Raw genomic sequence first — 25,588 nt, 5'->3', positions numbered from 1 at the left:
CTTATGCGATACGTCGCATGTTTACCTGTTTTCTCAGTATTGATGTGAATGCGGAGGGGTATGCGCCTTTCAGCCGTTGCTTCTCCGTCGCGACCAGCGCGTCCCTGACCGTGGCCGATCCCTCGATCTTCGTGGTGAAGTTGACCCCACCGTGCGCCCAGTTCAGCCAGGCGGCCAGCAGCTCACTGTCCAGTTTGGCCTTCTTGCCGGGCTTCGGCTTCGCTGCGGGCTTGAGCACCCGGTAGGCGGCGCCCGGTGTGGAGGCGCGCGTGAGCTCGGGGAAGACGTTGCTGGCCTTCGCGACCAGACTCAGGTAGCAGCCGAGCGTCGCGTCCGGCAGCTCTCCCTTGCCGCGGGTCATCTCCGCGGCCCACCGGGCCGCCGTCAGGGTCGTGGACGCCCTGCCCCGGGTGCACACCGCAGGCGCGGTGGCGGGCGCGGCGGTCACGGTCACGGTCACGGTGACCGTCGGCAACGGGATCGGACTCGGGGCGGGCGGGTTCGCCGGCCCCGGAGTCGGCACCGGACCGGAGCTGGGGTTCGGGCTCGGGTCGCCGGAGTCATCGCCGGAGTCGTCGCCGGGCCCGTCCGGGGTCGGGTCGCCGACGCCGGGCGTCTGGGTCACCGGGGGCGAGGGAGCGCGCTGGGTGAGCGCGCCGTACACGTCGAGCCGGGGGGTGCTCACCCCCTCGTAGACGATGGGGCGGCCGGCCGCGGTGAGCCTGCCGGCGAGCGCGTCCGGCGACTCGCCGGGGAACTTCTGGGCCAGCAGCGCCAGCGCACCCGTGACGTGCGGGGTCGACATGGAGGTGCCGCTGTAGACGGCGGTCCGCCCGCCCGGCACCGAGGAGTCGATCTCGACTCCGGGGGCGAACAGGTCGAGCACGGAGCCGCGGTTGGACCATCCGGGGATGGCGTCGCCGTCGCTCGTCGCCCCCACGGTCACCGCACCGGAGATGCATCCGGGCACTCCCGCGCCGGACATGCCCTCGTTCCCCGCCGCGGCGACGATCGCCACACCCTTGGCACGCAGCGCGTTGATCTTCTCCTTCATTTCCTGAACCTCGGGTTCGCCGTCGCACGCCCCCTCGTAGAGGCCGCCGCCGAGGCTGAGGTTCACCGAGACGACGTCGGAGCCGCCGTCCTTGAGCTTGGCGACGTGGTCAAGGGCGAGCAGGATCACCGACTCGTAGGCCGTCAGGCATGCTCCGCCGCCCTCGCAGTCGTCCACGCGGCTGAAGACCTGAATCGCCACGATGTTCGCCTCGGGCGCGACGGCGTGGGCGATGCCCGCCACGTGTGTGCCGTGCTCGCACAGGTTGACGGCGCCGTCCACGCACGCGGGGGTCTTCGCGTCGGCGGAGCCCTGGCCGACCTGGCCGGCCTGCCCGTTCGGGCACAGGGACTTCGCCTCGTCGTCCGTCACGGAGAAGCAGGCCTCCTCCACGACCTTGCCGTTCAACGCGGGATGGTCGCGGTCGATCCCGGTATCGATGATCGCGATCGTCTTACCCCGGCCGTCGGCCCCCTCGGCGTGGGCCCGGTCCGCTCCGATCAGCGTCAGGCCCGAGGCCAGCGAGGCGGGGGAGTAGGCACGGTCCCGGCGGACGGACAGCACACGGGGATCTTCGGCCAGCGCCGCCAGGGATTCGCCGGTGCCCTCGACCACGATGAAGGAGGCGTCCGACGGCTGGAGGACGACCTCGGCATCCGGCAGGCTCCGGGCCTCGCCCGCGACCGGCGCGGCCTCCGCGGGGGCGGTCAGCTGGACGATGACCCGGGCTCCGTCGCTGTCGTCGGCGATTCCGGGCTCCAGCTTGGGGGCCGGAGCCGGCGTCTCGCCGGCGGCCGGCGGGGCGGGAGTCCGGGTGGACACCGGCGGGTCCTGAGCGGCCGCCGGAGGGTCCTGCGTGGTCGCCGGCGGGTCCTGAACGGCCGACGGTGGATCCTGCGTGGTCGCCGGTGGATCCTGAACGGCCGCCGGCGGGGGCGGATTCTCGGCGAGTGCGGGGACGCCGGGGACGACGGTGAGCACCATCGCCAGGGCCACGAGGGCTCGAAGTCGCACACGTCCTCCGGGGGATCGAACGGGCGATTCGGAGTCTAGGCAGCGTTTTGTCCGCAGTGAATACCTTGATCCTGATTCTGAGGATCTTTTCAGAAACGGCTCGACCCCCCGCGGCGTTGCGCGCACGGAGGGCCGAGTGCTCGAAATATTACTTGAGTCCGTTGGAGATCGCGCTGATGAGTTCACCGTTGGCGGTGTCGCCGCTGGTCTCCCAGAAGAACGCGCCGCCCAGACCCTGGTTCTTGGCGTAGGTCATCTTGCCGGCGATGGTGGCGGGGGTGTCGTAGCTCCACCACTGGCCGTTGCAGAAGGCGTAGGCGGTGCCGGCGACGGTGCCGTTGGCGGGGCACTTGGTCTTGAGGACCTTGTAGTCCTCGATGCCCGCCTCGTAGGTGCCGGGGGCCGCACCGGTGGCGGTGCCGCCCGGGGTCGCCTGGGTCACTCCGGCCCAGCCGCGGCCGTAGAAACCGATGCCGATCAGCAGCTTGCCGGCGGGGATGCCCTTGCTCTTCAGCTTCTGGATCGCGGCGTCGGTGTAGAAGCCGTCCTTGGGGAGGCCGGCGTAGGAGGTCAGGGGTGAGTGCGGAGCCGTCGGACCCTTGGCGTCCCAGGCGCCGAAGAAGTCGTAGGTCATCGGCATGAACCAGTTGAGGTACTGGGTCGCGCCCGCGTAGTCGGCCACGTCGATCTTGCCGCCGCCGGAGCCGTCGGCGGTGATCGCCGCGGTGACCAGCGCGCTCGCGCCGAACTTGGCGCGCAGTGCGGAGACCACGTTCTTGAAGGCGTTCGGGCCGCTGGTGTCACAGGTGAGACCGCAGGCGTTGGGGTACTCCCAGTCGACGTCGATGCCGTCGAAGACGTCCGCCCAGCGCGGGTCCTTGACCACGTTGTAGCAGGAGTCGGCGAACGCGGCCGGGTTGGCCGCGGCCTGGGTGAAGCCGCCGGACCAGGTCCATCCGCCGAAGGAGTAGATGACCTTGAGGTTCGGGTAGGCCTTCTTCAGCTTGCGGAGCTGGTTGAAGTTGCCGCGTAGCGGCTGGTCCCAGGTGTCGGCGACGCCGTCGACGCTCTGGTCGGCGGTGTAGGCCTTGTCGTAGTCGGCGTAGGAGTCGCCGATCGCGCACCGGCCGCCCGCGGTGTTGCCGAAGGCGTACAGCAGGTGGGTGAGCTTACCGGCCGTGCCGCTGGTGACCAGGTTCTTCACGTGATAGTTGCGGCCGTAGACGCCCCACTCGGTGAAGTAGCCGACGACCTTCTTGCCCGAGGGGTCGGGGGACGTCGTCGGCGTGGGCGTGGGCGTCGGGTCCGGGGTGGGGGTGACCGTCGGCGTCGGCGTCGGCGTCGGTGTGGGGGTCGGCGTCGGGTCGGGGGTGCCGGTGCCGTTGCAGGCCGCGCCGTTGAGCTTGCAGTTCAGCACGCCGGACAGTCCGCCGGGCGAGCCGGTGAAACCGAAGCTCACGGACGCCCCCGCAGCGACGGCTCCGTTCCACCCCTTGTTGACGAAGGTGTAGTGGCTGCCGCTCTTGGTGAGGTCGGCGTCCCACGCCGAGGCGATCGAGTTGCCGGTGGGGAGGTCGAACTCGACCTTCCAACTCGTCAGCGCGCTCGTTCCCGCCTTCACGGTGACCTTGCCCTGGAAGCCGGAGCCCCAGTCGGAGTCGGTCGAGTAGGTGGCGGTGGCCGGTGTGGCGGCCGTCGCGGCGCTCATTCCCAGGGGGACGAGCAGCGCCGCCGCCGCGATCAAGGAGCCGATGGTGATTCGTCGCAAGGGTCGCTCCAGGTCAGAGAATGCCGAGCCCCCGAATTCATAGGAAAGTTTCCTATTAGTTTATTGAGCGTAGGTTCTTGTTCCCGGACGGTCAATGCCCGGTCGGCCGATATAAGGCCGATTTAAGGTTCTTCGGATGGCCGTTGGGCGCCTCCGGACGCGAAAGGGCCGGTCACGCGACACGTGACCGGCCCGAATCGGTTGAGAGTCCGGCGGGGAGAACCCGCTTCGTCCTGTTGACGTAGGTGTTCAGGTGTTCGGCGGCGCCGGCGAGTGTGGTGGCGCTCGTGAGGAGACGTCGAAGTCTCACCGATCCTTCGGGTCGGCGGGCGCGCGCGGCGGTGCGCGCCTGCCGATCGTCTGATGGGCGCGGTCAATGATCACCGCGCGCCGTGGTTCAGAGGGCAGGGCGAGAATTCGACGATGGGTTCGAATCCAGCTGACCTGTGATCAGATCAGGCCGATCTCTCCTCGACGTCCTTCCCGGCGTCCTCCTCCGCGGGTGCCGCGGGTGCCGCGGGTGCCGCGGGCACTGCGGGCACGACAGGGGCGGCGGAAGCGGCAGGTGCGACCGGAGCGGCGGATGTGGCACCCCCCGGGATCTCCTCGGTGGTCTCCACGCTCACGACCTTCGCGACGGGCTCCTCCGCGGCGGGCTCACCGGCGTGGCGGAACCAGACCGCCCCCAGGGGCGGGACGCGCAGGCGGGCCGAGTACGGCAGGCCGTGGTAGGGCTCTTCCACCGCTTCCACGGCGCCCATGTTGCCCACGCCGCTACCGGCGTAGTCGTAGGCGTCGGTGTTGATCGCCTCCTCCCACGGGCCGGCGAAGGGCAGGCCGAGACGGTAGTCCTCGTGCGGCGAGCCGGAGAAGTTGACCACGCAGGCCACGGCCGATCCGTCCGGGGAGCGCCGCAGGAAGGAGAACACGTTGCCCTGAGCGTCGTCGGCGTCGATCCAGCTGAAGCCGTCGGGAGAGGCGTCGAGCGTCCACAGGGCGGGAGTCTCCCGGTAGACCCGGTTGAGGTCGCGGACCAGTCGCTGGACTCCCCTGTGCCCGTCGAAGTCGAGCACCCACCAGTCGAGCCCGCGCGACTCCGACCACTCCGAGCCCTGGCCGAACTCCCCGCCCATGAAGAGCAGTTGCTTGCCCGGATGGGCCCACATGAAGGCGAACAGCGCACGCAGGTTCGCGAACCGCTGCCATTCGTCGCCGGGCATCTTGCCCAGCAGCGATCCCTTGCCGTGCACCACCTCGTCGTGCGACAGCGGCAGCACGAAGTTCTCCGAGTAGGCGTACATCAGGGAGAACGTCATCTGATGGTGGTGGTACTGCCGGAAGATCGGCTCGTGCTTGAGGTAGGCGAGGGTGTCGTGCATCCACCCCATGTTCCACTTGAACCCGAACCCCAGGCCGCCCAGGTGCACCGGCCGGGAGACCCCGGGCCAGGCGGTCGACTCCTCGGCGATGGTGATGATCCCCGGCTGGTCGCGGTAGACGACGGCGTTCATCTCCTTGAGGAAGGCGACCGCGTCCAGATTCTCCCGCCCGCCGTACTCGTTGGGCGTCCACTCTCCCTCGCGCCGTGAGTAGTCCAGGTAGAGCATGGAGGCGACGGCGTCCACCCGCAGTCCGTCGATGTGGAACTCGCGCAGCCAGTACAGCGCGTTGGCGACCAGGAAGTTGCGCACCTCCCTGCGGCCGAAGTCGAAGATGTAGGTTCCCCATTCGGGGTGCTCGCCCCGGGCCGGGTCGGCGTGCTCGTACAGCGGCGTCCCGTCGAACCTGGCCAGCGCCCAGTCGTCCATCGGGAAGTGCGCGGGCACCCAGTCGACCACCACCCCGATGCCCGCCTCGTGCAGGCGGTCCACCAGGTGGCGGAACTCGTCCGGGGTGCCGAACCGGGACGTCGGCGCGTAGTAGGACGTCACCTGGTAACCCCAGGAGCCGCCGAACGGGTGCTCGGCCACCGGCATGAGCTCCACGTGGGTGAACCCCATGTCCACCACGTAGTCGACGAGTTCGGTGGCCAGCTCCCGGTAGGACAGGCCCGGCCGCCACGAGCCGAGGTGCACCTCGTAGGTGCTCATCGGCTCCTCCAGCGCGCTGCGGCTCGCGCGCCGCCGTATCCACTCGGCGTCCTGCCAGTCGTAGTCCGACCTGTCGATGACCGACGCGGTCGCGGGCGGGACCTCGGTGCGCCGGGCCATCGGGTCGGCCTTGGCCCGCCAGACCCCGTCGGCGCCGAGGACGCCGAACTTGTAGCGGTCACCCTCGCCCAGGCCGGGGATGAACAGCTCCCAGATCCCGGACCCGCCGAGCGAGCGCATGGGGTAGGCGGTGCCGTCCCAGTGGTTGAAGTCGCCGATCACCCGGATCCCGCGCGCGTTCGGCGCCCACACGGCGAAGGCGGTGCCCTCTTCGTCCTCGTGCCGCATGATCCGCGCGCCGAGGACCTCCCACAGCCGCTCGTGGCGTCCCTCGCCGATCAGGTGCAGGTCCACCTCGCCCAGCGTGGGCCAGTGCCGGTAGGGGTCGGCCATCTCGTACGGCTCGGCCCCGGCGTAGGTGACCCGCAGGCGGTAGTCGGGGACCTTGTCCAGCCCGGGGATCGTCACCGCGAACACCCCGTGGGCGACATGCTCCATGTCGTAGGCCTGGCCGTCCGCGACGACCTGGACCCTCTCGGCGAGTGGTCGCAGCGCCCTGACCGTCACGCCCCCCGGGCCCGGGTGCGCTCCGAGGATCGAGTGCGGATCGTGGTGTGCCCCACCCGCCAGGCGCTCCAGGTCCAAGTGCGCGTTCATGGATCACTCCCGTAGATCGGTATCCCCTAACCCTGCCCTATTCGGGCGCTCCATCCCATGCCCTTGTCCGCTATCACCATGCGTGTCGTGAAAACGTGCGAAGACGTAAGTGGGGAAAATCCTGCTTGTCAGCTCTTATCGCTTATAGGAATACTGTCCGCCGATCCGGCTGATCACGCGGAGGACAGCGATCGTATTCCTCGGGGGCGTGCGGTGGACGACCTTTGGGAGCCGTCCTCAGGAGGCGTCTTCGGGAGCGGCGTCGAGCCGGGCGAGCACCTGGGTCGACAACTGCTCCAGCAGGGCCACCTGGTCGCGGGTGAGCCCCTCGAAGAACAGCCGCCGGACGGTCTCCACATGTCCGGGCGCGGCGGCGGTGATGGCGTCGCGGCCGGCGTCGGTGAGCACGATGAACGCGCCCCGGCCGTCGTCGGGGCACTCCTCGCGGCAGATCAGGCCGCGGCGTTGCATCCGGCTGAGATGGTGCGACAGGCGGCTCTGCTCCCACTGTATTTCCCGTTGGAGCTCGAAGGGGCGCAGGCGCCCGTCCGGGGTGTCGGTGAGCTGCACCAGCACCTCGTAGTCGGCCAGGGACAGGCCGGAGTCGGCCTGTAGCTGCCGGTTGAGCCGGGCGGTCAGCTGCCCCTGCAACCGGATGTGGGCTCGCCAGGCGCGCTGCTCGTCTTCGTCGAGCCATCGAGGGCTGTTCATGCCCCCACCCTATCCAAGGTTGATGACATGTCATGGAGATTGCGGAATAGATGATGCGTCATGTAAGTTGAGGCACATAGATGACACGTCATCCACTTGGATGGCCGAACCGCAGGAGGAAACCGCCATGACGCCCACGACCGGCACCGAATTCACCAAGCTCACCGGCGTCTACGCCATCGACCCGGCGCACACCCGCATCGGGTTCGTGGCCCGGCACGCGATGGTGACGAAGGTCCGCGGCGCGTTCAACGAGTTCGAGGGCACCGCCGTGCTCGACGGCGACAACCCGGCCAACTCGACCGCCAGGGTGACGATCAAGGCCGCGAGCATCGACACCCGCAACGCCCAGCGCGACGAGCACCTGCGCAGCAACGACTTCCTGGCGATGGAGTCCTACCCGGAGATCACCTTCGTCTCCACCGCCGTCCGCCAGACCGGCGAGACCGACTTCGAGCTGACCGGTGACCTGACCATCAAGGGCGTCACCAACACGGTGACGATCCCCTTCGCCTACGAGGGCGTGGCGACCGACCCGTTCGGTAACGTGCGTGCCGGCTTCGAGGGCGCGGTGACGATCAACCGCAAGGACTACGGCGTCACCTGGAACGCCGCGCTGGAGACCGGCGGTGTCCTGGTCAGCGACAAGATCGTGCTGGAGTTCGAGGTCTCCGCCATCAAGAACGCCTGACCCACCCGCCCGTACGGCCCGCATGGGCCGCCCGTATCACCCGTGTCCACGTGTGCCTTCCCGGAAAGGGGATCCATTCCATGACCACGTTCCCGCAGACCCCGACCGTGGACGTCCGCCGTGCCGACGAGCGGTTCGTCACCGGCATCTCCTGGCTGGACTCCAAGCACTCCTTCTCCTTCGGAGGCCACTACGACGCCGCCAACACCCATCACGGGGTGCTGCTGGTCAACAACGACGACATCGTGCGCCCCGGCAGCGGGTTCGACACCCATCCGCATCGCGACATGGAGATCGTCACCTGGGTGCTGCAGGGCTCCCTGGTGCACCAGGACTCCGAGGGGCACAACGGTGTCATCTATCCGGGACTGGCCCAGCGCATGAGCGCCGGCACCGGCATCCTCCACTCGGAGAAGAACGACTCCTGGCGGCTGCGCGGTGGCGACGCCCACGACGAGCCGGTGCACTTCGTGCAGATGTGGGTGGTGCCCGACGAGGCCGGCATCGTCCCCGGCTACGAGCAACTGGAGATCGAGGACGAACTGCTGGCCGGCGGTCTGGTGCCGGTCGCGTCCGGGATGGCCGCGCACGACGGCGCCTCGGCCATCCGCATCAAGAACCGTCACGCCGCCCTGCACGCCGCCCGCCTGCGGCCGGGCCAGAGCGTGCAGCTTCCCGAGGCTCCGTTCCTGCACCTGTTCGTGCCCCGCGGCACGGTCGATCTCGAAGGCGCCGGGACGCTGGGCACCGGCGACGCCGTCCGCTTCACCGCCACCGGCGGGCAGCGGGTCACCGCCACCGAACCCGCCGAGGTCCTGGTGTGGGAGATGCACGCGGCCCTCGCCGCCTGAGCCGCGCCGCGGGCTCGCTTCGGCCTCCCCTCCGGGGAGCCCGAGCAGATCGGAGAACCCGGACAGCCGGGGGAGCCCGAGCAGTCGCCGGCCCCGTAAGGCCGTACGTCATAAGGCCGAAGGCCATGTCTCAGGCGGGCACGACCGCGGTCGTGCCCGCCTGATCGCCGTGCGGACCGTGGCTCAGCGGGGGTTCTTCGCCGTGACGTCGCGGGGGGTGATGCGGAAGCCCTGCCAGTGGGTCGGCATGGGATCGGCGTCCTCGTCACGGGGGACGTGGTGATAGTCGACGTTGACCCAGAGCACGGGGTCGATGAGTTGCTCGCCGTTGACATAGCGGTCGACGGACTCGGCGCACCGGGGCGCCGGGTTGGTGGTCGCCAGACGCTCGCAGGAGCGGTAGTCGGTGGCGTAGACGTCGGCGTGGGTGAACGCCTCGTCGGCCGGGCCGCGATACTCCGCGCTGCCGGAGTTGTCGATCTCCCAGGAGACGGGATGCCCGTCGGCGTTGCGGACCCCCGGATCGACCACGCGCCACCAGCGCATCCGGCCGTTCAGGGCCGCGGTCTCCTTGGTGAAGGTCGTGCGTTCCAGCTTCCGGCCCGCCGTACCGGATCCTGAGAAGTCGTACTGCTCCACGACATCGCCATTCTTGCCCTGGATGTCGAAGTCGAGGCGCCAGAAGACATTGTGGCTGTGGTTCTCCTCGAAGGTCTGGCTGCCCACGCCGATCGGCCAGCCGTGCTCGGGCGTGGTGGTGAACCCGGCCAGTGAGCCGGTGGCTCCCACCCGCGGGGTGATCGCCCCGTCGTCGGAGAAGGCCCATTCGGCCAGGTAGGTGTACCAGCCCAATTGGAAGGCGGCGAACACCACCAGATCGGTGCCCTGGGCCGACGTGCTCGGCTCGTCGTAGCCGGACTTCAGGTAGGCGTGGCCGCGCGCCCGCGTCGTCACGCAGACGAACTGCTCGCGTCGCTCGCCGCCGGGGCAGTCGGCGGCCTGCAACGCGATGGCGGCGGAGCCGAGGGCCCCGATGTCGTGGTAGCGAGGGTTGCCGCTGTCGTAGGGGACGTGGATCTGAGCCAGCGCCGCGCTGCGCAACACGCTGACCGGGGTGTTGCCCTTCGGGGTGTAGACGACCTCGGTGAGGGTCAGCCCCTCGATGTTGCGCATCTCCCAGCACAGCTGCCAGCGCGCGCCGTTCGGCAGCGTCCTGTCGATCCGGTACGGCGCGCTGCACTGAGGCCGCGAAGCCGGTGCGGCGGGCGTGTCGGGCGCCGGTGCCGTAGGCCTGGCGAAGGGGGACCGGGCGGCGGGTCGCGCGAGAGGCGTGATGGAAGAAGGCCGGGCGGCGGTTCGCGTGAAGGGCGTGGTGACAGGGGTCTGAGCGGCGGTTCGTCCGGCGGGCGTGGCGGAGAGAGCCCGCGCGGCCGGCACCGGACCGAGGCCACCGGTGAGCCCGGTGATCATGGCGCAGGAGAGGGCCAGACGCAGGAACACGGTCACCATTCCAGGGTGTAGATCTGCTTGGCGGACAGGTCGACGATGATCCGGCTGGTGTCCAGCCAGGTGTTTCCGGGGAGCCGGACGAACAGCCGCACGCAGCGGTGGGTCTGGCACCGGTGGGCCCCGCCCTCCGCGCCGGGGACGAAGATCAGTCCTCGAAGGCCCAGATCCGACGCGGACCGGAGCTGCGTGCCGGCCGCCTTGGCGTAGGACTCGCGCACGCCCCTGCCGTACTGCGGGTCGGCCAGCAGCAGCTCGGCGGCGCCGACCTCCTCCGCCTTGGACGGCGGAGGCTGCACGCCCCGGGTCACGGCCTCCTCCACGACCTCTCCCCGGCCCAGGTCCACGGTCCGCACGATGAGCTGGTCGGTGGCGTAGTCGTACAGGAAGGCGTCGGCCCGCCGTCGCTCGTCGGTGTCCTTGTCGTCGTCGCGCTCGACGTAGAGCAGCTGGACCCGGCCGGCCGTCATGTGCGCCTGTGACGCCGCCGACGCGATCCCACTCGCCCGCGCGACCTCCTCGCCGGTCAGCGGATCTCCCTGGGCGGGCACCCTCGGGACGGCCCCCGCCGCCTGCGACCCCTGCTCACCGGGCAGGAAGAGCACCGCCCCCGCGACGGCGGCCACCCCCGCTCCGGCAAGCGCCATCATGATCCACCGTCGCCCCACGAGCACCCTCTTTACCCATCGTTGACCTTTGATCGCGGAGTGTAGTCACGGGAGCGTGGTGCGGGGGTCGAACGGCGTATTGCGTCGTTAGCGGCATTCCCCGCATCTCGGGTCCGGCCGAGATGCGGGAAAACCGGTGCACGTAAGCGGCGTTCAGATCTTGACGGGTCTTCCAGTCGACCGGGTTCACCCCTGGGGCCGCCATCTTTATCGCATGCGAGCCGTCAATGATCCCCACAAGCCCGAGTTGTATTTCACCGGCAGGCAATGGGATGCGTTCGTCCGTAATGTCACCGTGCACGTATAGGTGTCGTATCTCTGAGGTCGAGGATGGCGGCCAAGGTAATCCGGCGTGGTTCCGAGATTGCCGCAATTTCGGAACCGCACTCCCGGGTGTGACTTCCGAGATTAGGTACAGCGGGCCTTCCCGGGAGTCCGGATCCGCTTCCGAGAACACGATCGGGCGTCCGTAGGCTCAGCCGGGCCGTATCGTCGCGGCGGCTTTCGGGTGCTGAGCCGAGAAGGAGCCGGCGCGGATGCGCCGGCTCCACCTTGGCTCTCGGTCATGTCGAAGGATCAGCCCAGGACGATGGAGATTCCGGGGAAGGACGCCACCGCGTTGCTCCACGGGGTGTAGTACATCCGCCAGGCGCAGGTCCGGCCGCTGGTGACGTAGCCGGTGCACGGTACCGCGGTGCTCGTGTCGATGGCGGTGTTGACGCCCGCCGCGTACACCTGGCTGGTGTTGGCGGAGTTGATGACCTCGACCGAGCCGCCGCTGTCACCCTGCCCGACGGCGTTGGTGTGCGCGGACTGCTCCGCCCGGACGGTGTCGATGATCCAGTATCCGACGTTGATGCTCACGCCGGTCTGCTGGACCTGGATGCTGCAGTTGGTGCCCGAGTAGGCGCCGGAGGTGCACACCCACAGGCCGACGTAGCTGCCGAAGGTGCCGATCACCGGGTTGTTGAACTCGCTGGCGGTGTTGCCGATGGCGTTGTTGAAGACCCGGCCCGCCGATCTCGCGTTGATCAGCAGCACGTCGCGGCCGTTGTCGTCCTCGGAGATGTTCCCGATGACCTGACCGGTCGGGTCGGTGGCCGTGTTGCCCACCGCGCCGCAGTGACCGGCGGAGAGCATCTTGGTCACGCCCGCGTGCGAGACGGCGAAGCCGGTGGAGCAGCCGCCGCCGCTGGTGTTCCGCCAGGCGCCGCCGCCCCACCACGGCGGTGAGTCGTCCCAGCGAGTCGCCAGAGCCGGGCGGACACCGACCTCCACGGTGACCGGAACCTTGACGTCACCGAGCGCAGAGCGGGCCGACAGGGAGTTCGGACCGGTCACGACCAGGCCGGAGCCGTCGGGCTGGGGAGCGACCGAGGTGATCGCATCGGTCGCCTTCCGGGTGATCCGGGCGGTCTCGCGGGCCAGTTCACGCGCGGAGTGCCGCGCCGGGAGAACGTTGACGGCGACCTCGTTGCGGAGTTCGCCGAGGAGGGCGTTGACCGCTTTGGGAGTGTTGCCCTTCCAGTACAGGCGCAGCTCGTGGTTCTCCGGCGCGGCGATGATGCCGGCGTAGCCGTCGGCTCCCGGCTCCTGGGCCGCCGCGGAGATGCGGTCGGCCGCGCGGACCAGCTGTTCCTGGGTGGCCAGCAGCTCCTTCCACGAGGCGAAGCCGCCCGGTACCGGGCCGGTCTGCTCGATGGCCTGGGTGGGGGTGTCCTTGCCGGGGTCCTGCGCGGCGGCGGCCTGGACGCCACCGAGCGCCGTGGCCACCAGGGTGGCTCCCAGCGCGATCGCGAGACGGCGGGTGAATCGACTGGTTTTCTCCATGTCCCGGGGGATTTTCACCGGAGGTTCCTCCTTGCCCGTGTTTAGGTGAGGAACCTGGTATTTCATGGAGTTATAGGGGAATCAACATGTTGACACCGGCTTGTATTGCCGGTAATACCGCAATTAAATATCGCCCGTATGGTGGAATTAGGGTGCGTCGTTGCCGGTCCGCAATGATGCGATAGGCGTCGTTCTCGACCATCTGTCTGCGATAATGGTTTTGCTTTGGCCGACTGCGGCCATTTTTTCGCAGAAGACGCTTCGGGTGTGCCGCAAAGGGATGATCCTGGCGTATCGACCTGCGAAGGGTGACCCTAAATCAGGATGATTGACTTTCCGTAATTCGCTTCCGGATAAACGATCACCTCGCCGGAGGGGCGTGCAATGGCGAGGCGTGATCCTGTCGCGTGCGGTGCCGGGGGATCGACGCCCCTCCGGCGAGGGTGGTGACCTCCGGGCCGTGACCGGGTGGTCGCCAGCGGGCCCAGACGGTTTTGCCGGGGTGGTCGGGGAGCGGGGTGACGCCGGAGTCGTGGGCGAGGGCTTCGACGATGGTGAGGCCTCTGCCGTGGACGGCTTCGATGCCGAGGTCGAGGTGGCGGGGTTGTTCGGGGCCGTGGTCGGTGACCCGGACGCAGAACCCGTCGGCTCCGGCCCATAGGGAGAGTCCGACCGGGGGTTCGCCGTAGGTGATCGCGTTGGCGAGCAGTTCCCCGACGACCAGGACCACGTCGTCGGCGAGACTCTGCAGCCCCCACGCGGCGAGGGTCTCGTGCACCATCGCGCGGGCCTTGCCGACGATCGACGGTTCGTGGGGCAGGGCCCAGCAGACGGTTCGCAGATCGTCCGGGGTTGCGGGCATCGGGGCTCCTGGGGATGGCGTCGGGGGATGCGCGAGTGGGGGTGGTGTCCGGTCGGCCGGGGGAGGGGGAGGCGGGGCGGCCGGGCGCGGGCCGAGGCGGATGCGCCGGTTCATGTCATGGCCCTTCTCGGGTACGGCTCGTGCCCGTTCCGGTGGGGCGCGCCTTCCTTCGGGTACGGCTCGTGTCCGCTGGGCGGGGTCCGTGTGCCTGGCGGCCGTCCGCGCCGGTGCGGCACGGCGGTCACAGGTGTGGGGTGCTCCTGCCGCCGGTGCCGTCCGGGGGAGACGGCAGGGGAAGGCGGCGGCAGGAGCGGGCGCACCGGTGTGGGGGCCGGTGGCCGGTCGCAAAGCCCGAGGCGCCGCCGTACGGTCATCCGGGCGTGGACCTGGGCGGAGGTGGGCTGCTGCCAGTCGTGGCGGGCCCGGTGCGGCAGACTCGTGGCCACGTGGGCGTACGGCGGGTGCCCGCACCAGCGGCAACCGAGCGGCATCGGTGGCTGGTCAGCGGACCAACGGACCCGGATCGGCCTGGGGTTTCGGTTAGGGTTCTGCATCAGGTCGGACCTCCTGCGTCCGGTCAAGGGGCTTGTCATGGCGTGCCGTGCCGTGGCGAGCCCCGCTTTCGTCTGCGGGCCCACGGACCTTTGAGCCGGGTACGGCCCGGCATGCTCGGGTCAGGACTGCGGAACGGTTTGGGGCTGTTCTCGCGGGGTTGCCGGAAAGCGACAACCCCGTGACCGGCGGACAGCCTGACCGGTCGCCCCGGTCATCCGTCATCGCGTTCTCGACAGCCTTTTTCGCCTCTTTTATTTGGACATTTCTGGTGATTTTCGCGACGTATCTAGAGGGTCTTCTCATGCATGCGTGAGAGGGCCTCTCTAGAGGTGCTTGTGCTTGCCGAGGCACTTCACAGGGTGCCCTGAGGTGACTACGTTGGGTATAGAACCTCCAGTACATCACTAGGACAGTTTTGTGCTGAAACTGTGCCCTTCTGTGCTGATGGAGTGTCGCTCCCCTCGTTGGATGGAGTAGAAATGCCTGATTTCGGTGAAATCGACCCAAACGCAAAGCCGCTAGAGGTTTTCGGGGCCGAAGTTCGTAAATATCGGAAGAGGGCTGGTCTATCGCAAGATCGGCTGGCGGAGATCACCATGTTCAGCCAGAGCCTGATCGGCTTCATCGAAAGGGGTAAGCGCACGCCCAGCCGTAATTTCGCGCGGAGCTGCGACGATGTCCTACGAGCAGACGGGGAGTTGATCCGCCTGTGGGAGCACGCCACCCGCGCCGCGAGTCCTCGGTGGTTCCGGGGCTGGCTGGACGTCGAGCAGGAGGCTCATACTCTGCACACGTGGGAGCCGCTCGTCGTGCCGGGTCTTCTTCAAACTGAGGAGTACGCGCGAGCGGTTATTCGCGGCGAGCCCGGCATCACCGACGAGCAGGTGGAGAAGGCCGTCACCGCCCGCATGGAGCGGCAGGAGATATTCAATCGCACTGCTCCACCGCTGTTCCGTGCGATATTGGACGAAGGCATTCTTCATCGTCCGATCGGTGGCAGGAAAGTCATGCGTCGCCAACTCGAACGCCTCGTGGAGACGATAGAGTCCCCGCGAATCGGCGTCCAGGTCGTGCCTATGGCACTGGAAGTGACAACGGGAATTCTCGGCGGCTTCGTGATCGCACAGCTTCCGGGAAGCCCGGATACGGTGTATATCCAATCCGCAGCCCACGGGCATGTATCGAATCGCCCGGAAGATGTCGAAGCTATACACAGTAGGTACGACGCGCTGCGAGCCGAGGCGCAACCTCAACACGCGTCCATCGCGTTGATCAGAGAGGTGGAGAAGCTGTGGATCTGAGCGATGAGCTGAAGTCGGCGGCCTGGCGTAAGGCCACCAAGAGCGGGTCTGACCAGGGCAACTGCCTGGAGGTGGCTCCGCTATCCGGTGGTCGGGTGGGGCTGCGGGACACGGAGGCTCCGGAGAAGGCGCCGTTCGTGGTGAGTGCGAGTGTGTGGGACGCCTTCGTCGACGGCGTCAAGAAGGGCGAGTTCGACTTCTGATCCCCGGCTCCCGAAACATGACAGAAGCCCCCTGCCACCTGGCAGAGGGCTTCTGTCCTTACGAGCCGACGGTGACCGCACCTGCGAGCCACTTCGCGCATCATCGACCCGATGATCTCGCCCAGGTGTGCGAGCTCGTCGTCGGCCCAGGCGATCGCCGCCTCCGCCGTTTCGTCGCGGCCGACTTCTCGGCCTCCGACCGCACGGGCAGCCCTGCGGCCTTGAGCCGATCCGGTGGGAGGACCGAGAACCAATCCGTTCCCGCCGGCATCCAACTCTTCATGATCAGTGTGGCACTCTCCTTGCTGCTGGCCCTGTCCCCGGCGACCGTGACCGAGATTCCGAAGAACTTCCTGCTCACCGAACGCGACGCGCGCAGGCCCCTGACCCCTGACCAGGCATCCGAAGAGGGCTATCAGATCAGCGACAAGCTCACCTGGCCGTTGGAGCTGAACCCATGCGGATACCGGCGCGCCGTCGATCGCGACCGGGTGGCAGCCCGCACGATCACGCACTGGAGCAGCGCCCCTAGCGGCTCCTCCGAACAACTCGTCATCTACAAGAGCCCTCGTGCCGCTCATTCCGCGCTCATCCGTCTGCGCGTCGAGGTCAAGCGGTGCGCGCGCAAGGGCGACCCATCGGTGCCCGAGCTCAAGATCCAGTGGCGGACGAGTAAGGCCAAGGCGGGAGACGAGGCCATAGGCATGGGTCTTCAGACCCGGCAGGACGGCAACGTGAACCAGACGGTCACCGGTATCGTCGCGCGCAGAGGCAGCGCACTGATGATCTACACGACCAACGAGGGACCCTACAGGCCAGGCGGGCTGACCGAAGACGCCAAGAAGATGGCCGCCAAGGTCTGTAAGTTGCCCGGCGTTTGCTAGAGAGCGTCTGACAATTCGAGTTGGCGCAGCCAGAGCATCATTCGAGCCGCCGCCGAGGAGACCGCCACGATCACCATCGGGCAGCCCGGACACATCACGCTCGCCGCGCCCAGAGTCGTCGCCCCGGGCGCCGAGGCCCTGTTGGACCTCGCCTACACCAGCACCTCGGATCGCGGGATCGACACGGCTCCGCTGACCATCACCTTCGCCCCCGAGGCCGACAGCGGCCTCGACCTGGGCAGGCTGTCGTGGTGGTCGCTCGATAAAAGAACTCCTCGGCGGAGGCGCCGAGCCCGGTCTGGCGAGTCCCCCGCTCACCGTGATCGGGCGAGCCGGAATCCGAGGTCGTCGACGCGGAAGGTCGGGTGACTCTTGCGGCGGCACGACGCCCGGCAGCCCCGGGGCTGATCATGCGCGCCTCCGCCGCGGAACACGCGGTACGGGCCGTAGACGTCGGGATCGTAGACGTCCCAGCACCACTCCCACACGTTGCCGATCATGTCGTGGAGGCCCCACGCGTTCGGCGCCCTGGTCGCGACGTCGTGCACCTGGCCGCCGGAGTTCCCTCGATACCAGGCGATCTCCTCCAGCTCTCCGTAGCGGACGCCGGAGGTCCCGGCCCGGCACGCGTACTCCCACTCCGCCTCGGACGGGAGGCGGTAGCCGTCGGCCGCCCAGTCGCAGACGACGTCCTGCCCGTCGGGGTCGTCGCCCATCGAGTAGCAGGGTTCGAGCCCCGCCGCCTGCGAGAGCAGGTTGCAGAAGCGAACGGCCTCCTTCCAGGAGACCTCGGTCACCGGCGTCCGCGGCCCCGCCGAACTCGCGGGCACCTCGCCGCGAACGGCGCGGTACAGCTCGCGGGTCACCGGATACGGTGCCAGCCGGAATGCCCCGACCTCGACCTTCCAGTACGTCTTCGTGCCCTCGTCGCGCAGGAAGATCCCCCCGGCCGGGATTTCGGCCATGCGCTCGGCGGTCGCCTGGTACAGCGTCGGTTCAGAGCTCATCGCGGGTCCTGTCTGTCCTACAGGGAGATGTCGCCGACGACGGCCCGCTCCTGCATCACGTCAGGCACCGCCGGGCTCCCGGGCGAGCAGGCCGTCGCCGCCGTCGAGGACGGCTTCGAGCAGGCGCAGCGCATCGGCGGTGGTGGCGGTGTCGCCCAGTATCACGATCTTCATACGGTTCCGCTCCTCGTCGTGGACGGTCTGGACGCGCACCGGGCGCGCGGGGTCGCGGGAGGTGTTCGCCCAGGCCAGGATGAGCGTGCCCAGCCGGTCGGCCGCGACCCGGTCGACGTCGTCGATCTGCACGATGCTCGACACCTCCACCCGCGCGCCGCCGGTGAGCCCACCGGTGAGCGGAGCCGGTGCGGGCTGCGGCCGTCCGGTCAACGCCTCAAGGTCGGCGCGGGCGATCCGGTACTGCTTGCCGATCCGCACCGCTTTGAGACGGCCGTCGCGGATGTAGCCGCGCACGGTTCGCACATGCAGGCCGAGATGGCCGGCCACCTGTTCGACCGAGTACATTTCCTCCTTCATCATTCCCTAATGTAGGCCATAAAGGGATTGATAGGTAAGTTTGCCGCACTGTCTCCCGGCGATGCCGGACCACCTGCGTCTCGCAGGTCAAGCGATATACCGAGCGTCGAAGCACGCCATTCGAGCGCCAGGAGGTGATCCGGGAAGCCTGCGAGCTGCGGGAGTTCCCCGAGGCGGAGGCGGAGTTCGTGAAGGCCGATGGACCTGCACTGCCCGAAGACCCCGGCCGGCGCCCGGCTGAGCGCCGAGTCGCTCTCGGCTCGTGACCACGCGGTCGCCCATGTCGTGCGGGAGGTCGCCGACGAGCTCGACGCCACGCCCGCGCAGGTGGCCATCGCCTGGACGATGAGTCGTTCGCGCATCGTCCACCCGATCGTCGGGGCGCGCGACGCCGACCAGCTCCGCGACAACCTCGCCGCCGCCGACCTCACCCTGCCGCCGGAAAGCATCGCCCGCCTGGAGGAGGCCACCGGCTTCGCGCTCGGATTCCCGGCGGACTTCATTGCCCAGACCTCCCCATGGGTGTTCGGCTCGGCACTCGTCGCCCCGCACTGACGCCCAGCCCGCCCCTCGTCAGGATGGACGCACCGCTGCCACGAACCCCTGCCGGTCGATGGCGTCGGTACGGACCACAGTGCCGGTACGGGGTGCGTTCACCATTTGCGTGCTGCTGATCGCCGAGCCGACATGGTCTGGGCCCGGACGCGAGGAGTCGGTTTCGGCACGGCTATCTGCATCCGGAGCGGTTCTGAGCTGACCGCTATCGTGACCGGATGCCTGAGTTTCCCGAGAAGTTCGACATGGCAATGTCTACCTGGCAGGAGTGGCAGGACGCGCCCTGGGGTCGCCTGCGCTACGCGATCGCCGAGGCGAACCTGGTCCGCCATCTCGATGGTCTGCCAGGTGGTCCACTGCGCGTGCTCGACCTCGCGGGCGGGGACGGTGGCGACGCCTTGCGCTTCGCCGCTCGCGGGCACCACGTCACGATTGTCGACTATGCACCAGCGATGCTCGCAGCGGCGGCCGAGCGGGCTGATGCGGGCGGCCTGGCAGAGCGGATCACCTGTGTCCGGGCCGATGTGAACGCACTGCCCACCGACCTCGCCGCCGGAGAGTTCGACGTGGTGCTATGCCACAACCTCCTCCAGTACATGGACGATGCCCGCCCCGTGCTCGCCACGGCCCTTACTCCACTGCGGATGGGCGGCCTGTTCTCGGTGATGGCGATCAACAGGTATTCGGCGCCGTTGAACATCGCCGTCCGGGAGGTGGACCTCGCCGCCGCGCTGACCGCGCTCGACACCGACCAGGCCCGGACCCAGATGTTCGACTCCGCGCTGACGCTGCACACGGCCGAGGAGATCACCTCGCATCTGGATGACCTGGGCTGCCGGGACGTGCGTCACTACGGTATTCGCAGCGTCTGCGATTACATCACCGACGACGCCCGCAAGTACGACCCGGCGTTCTACGGCGACCTTGAACGCCTCGAACTCGTCGTGACCGCGCGCCACCCGTATATGCACACGGCTCGCCTCTTTCAACTGACCGCCTGGAAGCGCGAAGAGTGACGCCACGAGGACGGCTTCCCTGACGGCGGACCATCGGCTTCGGCACGGCTACCCCTGCAGATAGCGGTGCAAGGAGGTTTTGGGGATGCCGGTCTTGTTCTCTTCCCGTGTGGACGTGGCTGACCAGTGGAAACCTCGCCGAGGCGCTTCGGAACGAAAGTCACGGTAAGCCGCCCTGCGGAGCCCGTCTAACGGGACTTTTCGTTCCGATGCTCGTCAGTCCCCGTCAACGGTCCGGAAGGTCAGAGGTCAGAGGTCAGAGGTCAGAGATCAGGCGTCGCGGCGCTCTTCGCGGCGGGCCCCCGCGGATGGTCCTTCTTCACGGCGGGGCCTCGCGGATAGTCCTTCAGCGTGATCTCGTCGTGCAGTCGTATGCCCCTGCCGCCGAGGCCGACCAGGGCGCGGGCGGCCGGTGTGGGTACATGGTTGATCAGCCGCACCCCCTGGATCAGGCTCCACAGGCCCAGACGGGTGCCGGGGATGAGCCGCTTGGCCGCGCCGATGGCGAAGGCGCGGCTGCGCCGTACGTAGTCGCCGATCTCCCGCTCGTAGGCCGGGAACGCGCGCGTGTGGTCGCCGCGGGCCTCCGCCAGCTCGCCGGCCAGGACATAGGCGCCCACGACGGCCAGGCTCGTGCTGCCGCCGACCGCGGGACCCGGGCAGTAGCCGGCGTCGCCGACCAGGCTCACCCGGCCCCGGGACCAGGTGTCCATGCGCAGTTGGGTGATCGAGTCGAAGTAGAACGTCGAGGCGTGCTCCAGCTCCTCTCCCAGCAGGCGGGGCACCTCCCAGCCCAGCCCGGCGAACTGCCGGCGCAGCAGTTCCTTCTGCCGGTCGACGTCCCGGTGGTGGTAGTCGAGCTCGGCGGCGGGGCGGAACATGAAGACCGCGCGGGCGTCGTCCATGTGCGCTCCGCCGTACACGCCCACCATTCTGTTCACGCCCGTGATCCCGTCCATGCGGTCGCGCAGGCCCAGGTAGTTGGGTATCGACATGACCGCCAGGTAGGCCCCGATCCAGGTGGAGAAGCGCGACTCCGCGCCGAAGACCAGACGCCGGACGTTGGAGTGCATTCCGTCGGCCCCGATCACCAGGTCGAACCTGCGGGCGGGGCCCCGCTCGAAGGTGACGGCGACGCCGTCGGCGCTCTCGGCCATGGCGGCGATGGAGTCGCCGAAGAGGTATTCCACGTCGTGCCGGGTGGCGTTGTGGAGGATCTCGCCCAGGTCGTCCCGCATGATCTCGACGTGCCGGTCGGACACGATGCGCATCAGCCTGCCGATTTCCAGCTCGTGCGGGCGGTCGCTGTTCTCCGCGCGGAACGCGAGCCATTCGGTGCCGGTCTTCCTGGCCTGGACCGGCTTGACCAGGCCCATCTTGTCGATGATGTCCATGGCCGGGCGGAACAGGTCGATCGCGTGTCCGCCTGCCTTGCGCAGCGCCGGGGCCCGCTCTACCACGGTGACGGCGAAGCCGTAGTGGTTGAGCCAGTAGGCCAGAACGGGGCCGGCGACGCTGGCGCCGGAGATGAGGATCCGCATGCGCCATCTCCTTACTTAACGGAAGGTAAATCGCTTACTTAACGATAGGTAAGCATGATTCCCGGCCGAACGCAATGACTTACTTAACGATAGGTAAGCGCTACCCTTGGTTCATGGCGAAGCCCTCGGACACCAAGACACGCATCCAGGCGGTGGCACGCGAGCTCTTCCTGGAGCAGGGCGTGCAGAACACCAGCCTGAAGCAGATCTCCGATCGGCTCGGCATCACCAAACCGGCCCTCTACTACCACTTCGAGTCGAGGGACGACCTGGTCAGAAGCATCATCCAGCCGCTCATGGACGAGCTGGAGACGTTCGTGGCCGAGCGTGAGCCCGGAGACAGGCGACGGCTGCTCGAAGGCTACTTCGACCTCATCTGGCGGCACCGAGAGGTGATCATGGTGATCCTGCACGCGCCCGCCACCTTGGTCGAGCTCGACCTGATGGACCGGATGTGGGCCTGGCGCAAGCGGCTGACCACGCTCCTGCTCGGCCCCGACCCCTCCACCGCCGCGCGCATCCACGCGACCGTGGCGCTCGGCGGCATGTCGGACTGCGTGGTGGAACACGCCGCTCTTCCGTTCGGCGAGGTCAAGGCCGCCGCCGTGGAGGCCGCGCTGACCGTCCTCGCCATCTGGGAAGCATGAAGCGCGGCCGGTCGCCGTACCCGAACACGGGACCGTAGGGCCAGGTCCACGTGGGCAGGGGCTTGAGCCCGCACGGATTTCCTCTGATGCGGCGGGCCTGGGATCAGTGGCCGGCCGGGCCGACGTCGGCGCGGGTGAGCGGGCCGGTTCCGGGGCCGGGGTGGCGTTCGTCGGCGCCCACGTCCGGGATCGACGTACGCGGCTGCTGGTCCATGTCCGTCTTCACCTCGGGGTAGCTGCCCTTGGAGGCGTCGATCGCCGGGCTCGCGGGGCCGAGGCGGTAGGTCCCGGCGGTGTCCTGGACCAGCCGGGGGTCACGCTTGTCCGATCCGGCCACCGTGTCCCACAGCATGTTCCCGTTCACCGTGGTGTGCTCGGCTCCGCCGAGCCGGAGCAGAGCGCCCGCGGCGGGTCGGACGAGGATGTTGTTGGCGATCGTGCAGTCCTTCGCCGGGTTCGCGCCGCCCTGGACTCGTACGGCCAGGCCACCGGCGTTGACCACGGTGTTGAACAGCAGGCGGATTCCGGCGGCCCGGTCGTGCTTGTCGTCGTATCCGGCGCCCAGGACGATCCCGTCGGTGCCGGCACCCGCGATGTAGTTGTTGACGATCGTGTGCCTCCCGCCGTAGATCCGCAGGCCGATCGGGCCGCCGATGAGGAAGTTGCCCTCCACGGTGGTGCGGTCGCCCGCGCGCAGGGTCAGGCTGCCCCGCTTGCCGCCGAGGATGGTGTTGGCGCGGATGACGTTGTTGGATGACTTGACCGACAGCGCCTCGTCGTCGCCCTCGGCCTTCTCGAAGAGGTTGTACTCCACCACGGCGTGGGCGGGCACCCGTCCCTTGTCGCCGTAGCCGAGCCGGATCGACTCGCCGCCGTTGTCGGTCCACTGGTGGTTGTAGAAGTGGTTGCGGCGGATCGCGACCCGTTGCGCCATGGTCGATCCGGCCCCGGTGACCTGGAGGAACACCCCGTGGGTCGTCTTGTTCATGAAGGTGTTGTTGGCGATCTCCGCGTCGTCGCCCTCCACGGTCAGCCAGTTGATCTTGTCTGTGGAGGACTCGTTCAGCCGGAACACGTTGCGGGCGATTCTGACGTGGGTGGATCCGGCGGGGACGGTGAGCCCGACGCGCTGGCGGAACACGAAGCCCTCGATGGAAACGCGGGAGGAGCGGTCGAGGACGAAGGTGCCGGTGCCGGTGAAGGTGACGCCGCCGACGGTCTGCGCCGTGATGGTGACCCCCGTCTTCTGCTTGATCGGGATGTCGTCGTCGACGGAGTAGCGGCCGTCGGCGACCACGATGCGCTGGCCCGGTGTGGCCTCCTCGATCGCCGACCTGAGCGCGGACACCGAGGTGACCATGGGCGACTCGGTCGTCTTCACGGTGAGCCGGTCGAGGTTGGGTCCGCCGGCCGCGGCCGTGGCGGTGAGTCGCACCTTGTTGGTTCCGGCTCTCAGCGGCGCCTTCACCGTCACCTCACGCCAGTCGTCCCAGGCCCCGGTGGAGATGAACGGGCTGCCGGTCGCCACCACGGAACCGTTCACCGTGATGTCCAGCGGCCGGTCGGCCGGGGCCGCGTTGGCGTATCTGACGACCAGGTCCGCGTTGCCCGGGGCCGCGACGGTCACGGTGAACTCCACATAGCCGCCGGGGGCATTGACGTAGTCCACGAAGCCCGCGCCGCTGAACCCCGCGTGTTTGTCGTCGACCACGGCCTGGGACAGGGTGGCGTTCTCGGCTTCGTAGGCGGCGGACGCGACGTCCGGGACGGGCAGCGCGACTCCCGGGGCGGTCAGGGAGTGCAGCCCGGTGACGACGGCCGTCAGAACCGATAGGCCAAGCATGATCGCACCCCTGCAGTTTGGTAACTTTCCTTACGAACCCCGCAGGCTAGGGCCTGCCCTCCCGCAAATCAAGGTCGCTTGATGGGGAGGGTTCGCGCTTAGGCGATCTTAGGGGTCAGCGGAACGGGCTGCTGTTATATGCGGATATCCCTTTTTCGGGCTGACGTTAAATCTGCTGATCTCAGCAGATATGCCGGAACCGTCTCATGTTTCACGAAGATTCGTCACACTCTGCGTATCGTCCTGTACGGAGTGATTCCATCTGTCCGGTCGGCTCCGTTCCGGCCGGGGCGGCGGAGCACTTCGCACGGCGACCACCCAGGTGTTGTTCTTCGCCGCATGAAGGAGAAGGCATGTTCCCGACAGGCATCGCACCGGGCCGTGCGCGCCGAACGTCCATGGCGTCAGGTCTGCTGCTGGTGGTCCTGGCCGCAGTGGGCCTGGCGGTCCCGCAGCGCGCCGCCGCCGAAGAGGCCACCACGATCACCATCGGGCAGCCCGGACACATCACGCTCACCGCGCCCAGAGTCGTCGCCCCGGGCGCCGAGGCCCTGTTGGACCTCGCCTACACCAGCACCTCGGATCGCGGGATCGACACGGCTCCGCTGACCATCACCTTCGCCCCCGAGGCCGACAGCAGCCTCGACCTGGGCAGGCTGTCGTGGTGGTCGCCCGATGTGGAGGGCCACACCCGGGCCGTCACCGGCGACACCGCGAGCCGCACCGTCACCGTCGACTGGCGCGACTTCGGCCCGGGCGACACGAACCGCACCGTGATCTACCTCCCTTTCAAGGACACGGCATCCGGCCAGGTCCCCCTGCACGCCACCCTGACCGAGAACTTCGCCGACGGCCCTCTCTCCACCGACCTCGGCGACCTGACGATCAACGCCGTCCCGCCCGCCGCCGACCTCGCCGTCTCGCTGGCGGCCTCCCCCAGGGGGCTGGGCGTCGTCTACGCCACCTTCACCGCCACCGTCACCAACCAGGGACCGGCCCCCGCGACCGCGGCGCGCCTGCGCTTCACCTACCCGGCGGGCTTCGCCCGACCGGCAGCCTCGGGCTGCACCGCCGACACCGTGGCCCGCACCGTCACCTGCGATCTCGGAGCCCTTCCCGTGGGCGGCTCCGTGACCAGGTCCCTGGGCCTGCACACCCAGCTGCTCACCATCAGCAACCACCTCACCGTCACGGCCGCACGCCTCGACAGCGCCCCGGCCGACCCCCGGCAGGCCGACGACACGGCCTCGGCCACCTGCTCCGCCATCACGGGCCTGCTCGTCATCTGCTGACATGCGCGTCACGGGCACTCCGGACATCCCGCGGTGCCCGGGGCGCCTACCGGGGAGAACGATCGCGATTGCACGACTCACGGACACACGGCGAATCGCGGTAAGACGTCGAAGCCCGTCCACGGCGGATACGGCACGCCGCACGCTGAGGCACAACCTCGGGCTGAGACCCCCGGGCGGAAGATCCTCGTGACGGTCGAGGCCGGTGTTGGAAGTTACCTCTCCGAGTTCCACATGCCGGCCATCCGGCTGGTCGGCATGTGGAGTCGGCGGGATGCGGAGAGATCAACGCCGCGGTGGTTCATCGATCGGAAACAGGATCGTGCCGAGTAGATGAGCGGTGCGGTCCGGTGTGGCCTCGTTGCGCATCCTGGACAGGGTGGAGCCGCTTAGTTCGTCGACGACTTCCAGCACTCCTGCCCCGGCCGGCAGGCTGACACGTCGGTAC

The 25,588-nt window shown here is 68.5% G+C and carries 21 protein-coding genes; 9 read left to right on the top strand and 12 right to left on the bottom strand.

Features of this window, described 5'->3' with window-relative positions; translation table 11 throughout:
* Position 1: 1 nt before the first annotated feature.
* The 4 genes from ACQPYK_RS41600 to ACQPYK_RS41585 form a co-directional block, all read right to left on the bottom strand.
* The gene (locus ACQPYK_RS41600) at positions 2-2,068 is read right to left on the bottom strand and encodes a S8 family serine peptidase (RefSeq protein WP_433244422.1); all 2,067 of its coding nucleotides are present in this window, start codon (positions 2,066-2,068) and stop codon (positions 2-4) included.
* Positions 2,069-2,216: 148 nt separating this feature from the next.
* Positions 2,217-3,836 carry a glycosyl hydrolase family 18 protein gene (locus ACQPYK_RS41595; protein ID WP_433244419.1) on the bottom strand — a complete coding sequence of 540 codons (1,620 nt, stop codon included), beginning with the start codon at positions 3,834-3,836 and terminating at the stop codon, positions 2,217-2,219.
* A gap of 455 nt (positions 3,837-4,291) precedes the next feature.
* Positions 4,292-6,643: a 1,4-alpha-glucan branching protein GlgB gene (gene glgB / locus ACQPYK_RS41590; RefSeq protein WP_433244416.1), complete on the bottom strand. Its 2,352-nt coding sequence runs from the start codon at positions 6,641-6,643 to the stop codon at positions 4,292-4,294.
* A 237-nt stretch (positions 6,644-6,880) separates the two neighbouring features.
* Positions 6,881-7,354, bottom strand: coding sequence for a MarR family winged helix-turn-helix transcriptional regulator (locus ACQPYK_RS41585; protein WP_433244413.1), 474 nt, complete (start codon positions 7,352-7,354; stop codon positions 6,881-6,883).
* Between the two features lie 127 nt (positions 7,355-7,481).
* On the opposite strand from ACQPYK_RS41585, the gene ACQPYK_RS41580 reads away from it, so the two are divergent.
* Positions 7,482-8,045, top strand: coding sequence for a YceI family protein (locus ACQPYK_RS41580; protein WP_433244410.1), 564 nt, complete (start codon positions 7,482-7,484; stop codon positions 8,043-8,045).
* A gap of 80 nt (positions 8,046-8,125) precedes the next feature.
* Positions 8,126-8,896 carry a pirin family protein gene (locus tag ACQPYK_RS41575; protein ID WP_433244407.1) on the top strand — a complete coding sequence of 257 codons (771 nt, stop codon included), beginning with the start codon at positions 8,126-8,128 and terminating at the stop codon, positions 8,894-8,896.
* A gap of 183 nt (positions 8,897-9,079) precedes the next feature.
* On the opposite strand, the gene ACQPYK_RS41570 is transcribed toward ACQPYK_RS41575, so the two are convergent.
* The 4 genes from ACQPYK_RS41570 to ACQPYK_RS41555 form a co-directional block, all read right to left on the bottom strand.
* Positions 9,080-10,405, bottom strand: coding sequence for a copper amine oxidase (locus ACQPYK_RS41570; protein ID WP_433244404.1), 1,326 nt, complete (start codon positions 10,403-10,405; stop codon positions 9,080-9,082).
* Positions 10,399-11,070, bottom strand: coding sequence for a hypothetical protein (locus tag ACQPYK_RS41565; protein ID WP_433244401.1), 672 nt, complete (start codon positions 11,068-11,070; stop codon positions 10,399-10,401). The genes ACQPYK_RS41570 and ACQPYK_RS41565 overlap by 7 nt, the downstream gene beginning before the upstream one ends.
* A 576-nt stretch (positions 11,071-11,646) precedes the next feature.
* A complete protein-coding gene (locus ACQPYK_RS41560; RefSeq protein ID WP_433244398.1) occupies positions 11,647-12,918 on the bottom strand; it encodes a hypothetical protein in 1,272 nt (423 codons plus the stop codon).
* A gap of 343 nt (positions 12,919-13,261) precedes the next feature.
* On the bottom strand, positions 13,262-13,762 hold the full coding sequence (locus ACQPYK_RS41555) for an ATP-binding protein (RefSeq protein WP_433244395.1): 501 nt from the start codon (positions 13,760-13,762) through the stop codon (positions 13,262-13,264).
* A gap of 1,034 nt (positions 13,763-14,796) precedes the next feature.
* Here ACQPYK_RS41555 and ACQPYK_RS41550 point away from each other — a divergent pair.
* The 3 genes from ACQPYK_RS41550 to ACQPYK_RS41540 all read left to right on the top strand — a co-directional run bounded on the left by ACQPYK_RS41550 (position 14,797) and on the right by ACQPYK_RS41540 (position 16,705).
* Positions 14,797-15,618, top strand: coding sequence for a helix-turn-helix domain-containing protein (locus tag ACQPYK_RS41550; protein ID WP_433244392.1), 822 nt, complete (start codon positions 14,797-14,799; stop codon positions 15,616-15,618).
* Positions 15,609-15,821: a DUF397 domain-containing protein gene (locus ACQPYK_RS41545; protein ID WP_433244389.1), complete on the top strand. Its 213-nt coding sequence runs from the start codon at positions 15,609-15,611 to the stop codon at positions 15,819-15,821. Before ACQPYK_RS41550 ends, ACQPYK_RS41545 begins: the two co-directional genes overlap by 10 nt.
* Before the next feature lie 281 nt (positions 15,822-16,102).
* On the top strand, positions 16,103-16,705 hold the full coding sequence (locus ACQPYK_RS41540; protein WP_433244386.1) for a hypothetical protein: 603 nt from the start codon (positions 16,103-16,105) through the stop codon (positions 16,703-16,705).
* Between the two features lie 314 nt (positions 16,706-17,019).
* Here the strand turns inward: ACQPYK_RS41540 and ACQPYK_RS41535 are convergent, their stop codons facing one another.
* On the bottom strand, positions 17,020-17,670 hold the full coding sequence (locus ACQPYK_RS41535; protein WP_433259073.1) for a formylglycine-generating enzyme family protein: 651 nt from the start codon (positions 17,668-17,670) through the stop codon (positions 17,020-17,022).
* Positions 17,671-17,772: 102 nt separating this feature from the next.
* Positions 17,773-18,234, bottom strand: a complete 462-nt coding sequence (locus tag ACQPYK_RS41530; protein WP_433244383.1) for a helix-turn-helix domain-containing protein — start codon at positions 18,232-18,234, stop codon at positions 17,773-17,775.
* A gap of 210 nt (positions 18,235-18,444) precedes the next feature.
* On the opposite strand from ACQPYK_RS41530, the gene ACQPYK_RS41525 reads away from it, so the two are divergent.
* A complete protein-coding gene (locus ACQPYK_RS41525) occupies positions 18,445-18,801 on the top strand; it encodes an aldo/keto reductase (RefSeq protein ID WP_433244380.1) in 357 nt (118 codons plus the stop codon).
* A gap of 218 nt (positions 18,802-19,019) precedes the next feature.
* On the top strand, positions 19,020-19,817 hold the full coding sequence (locus ACQPYK_RS41520; RefSeq protein WP_433244377.1) for a class I SAM-dependent methyltransferase: 798 nt from the start codon (positions 19,020-19,022) through the stop codon (positions 19,815-19,817).
* Between the two features lie 263 nt (positions 19,818-20,080).
* Here the strand turns inward: ACQPYK_RS41520 and ACQPYK_RS41515 are convergent, their stop codons facing one another.
* On the bottom strand, positions 20,081-21,358 hold the full coding sequence (locus ACQPYK_RS41515) for an FAD-dependent monooxygenase (RefSeq protein ID WP_433244374.1): 1,278 nt from the start codon (positions 21,356-21,358) through the stop codon (positions 20,081-20,083).
* A gap of 113 nt (positions 21,359-21,471) precedes the next feature.
* On the opposite strand from ACQPYK_RS41515, the gene ACQPYK_RS41510 reads away from it, so the two are divergent.
* A complete protein-coding gene (locus ACQPYK_RS41510; RefSeq protein ID WP_433244371.1) occupies positions 21,472-22,005 on the top strand; it encodes a TetR/AcrR family transcriptional regulator in 534 nt (177 codons plus the stop codon).
* Between the two features lie 103 nt (positions 22,006-22,108).
* Here the strand turns inward: ACQPYK_RS41510 and ACQPYK_RS41505 are convergent, their stop codons facing one another.
* Complete coding sequence (locus tag ACQPYK_RS41505) at positions 22,109-23,848, bottom strand: chondroitinase-B domain-containing protein (RefSeq protein WP_433244368.1); 1,740 nt, start codon at positions 23,846-23,848, stop codon at positions 22,109-22,111.
* Positions 23,849-24,201: 353 nt separating this feature from the next.
* Between ACQPYK_RS41505 and ACQPYK_RS41500 the strand changes: the two genes are divergently transcribed.
* A complete protein-coding gene (locus tag ACQPYK_RS41500; RefSeq protein ID WP_433244365.1) occupies positions 24,202-25,140 on the top strand; it encodes a hypothetical protein in 939 nt (312 codons plus the stop codon).
* The last annotated feature ends 448 nt before the right edge of the window (positions 25,141-25,588 follow it).

This window comes from Streptosporangium sp. CA-135522 (genome assembly GCF_050949235.1).
Taxonomy (GTDB): Bacteria; Actinomycetota; Actinomycetes; order Streptosporangiales; family Streptosporangiaceae; genus Streptosporangium.
Note: the sequence above shows the minus strand (reverse complement) of the source record. Positions and strands in the feature narration are given on the sequence as shown.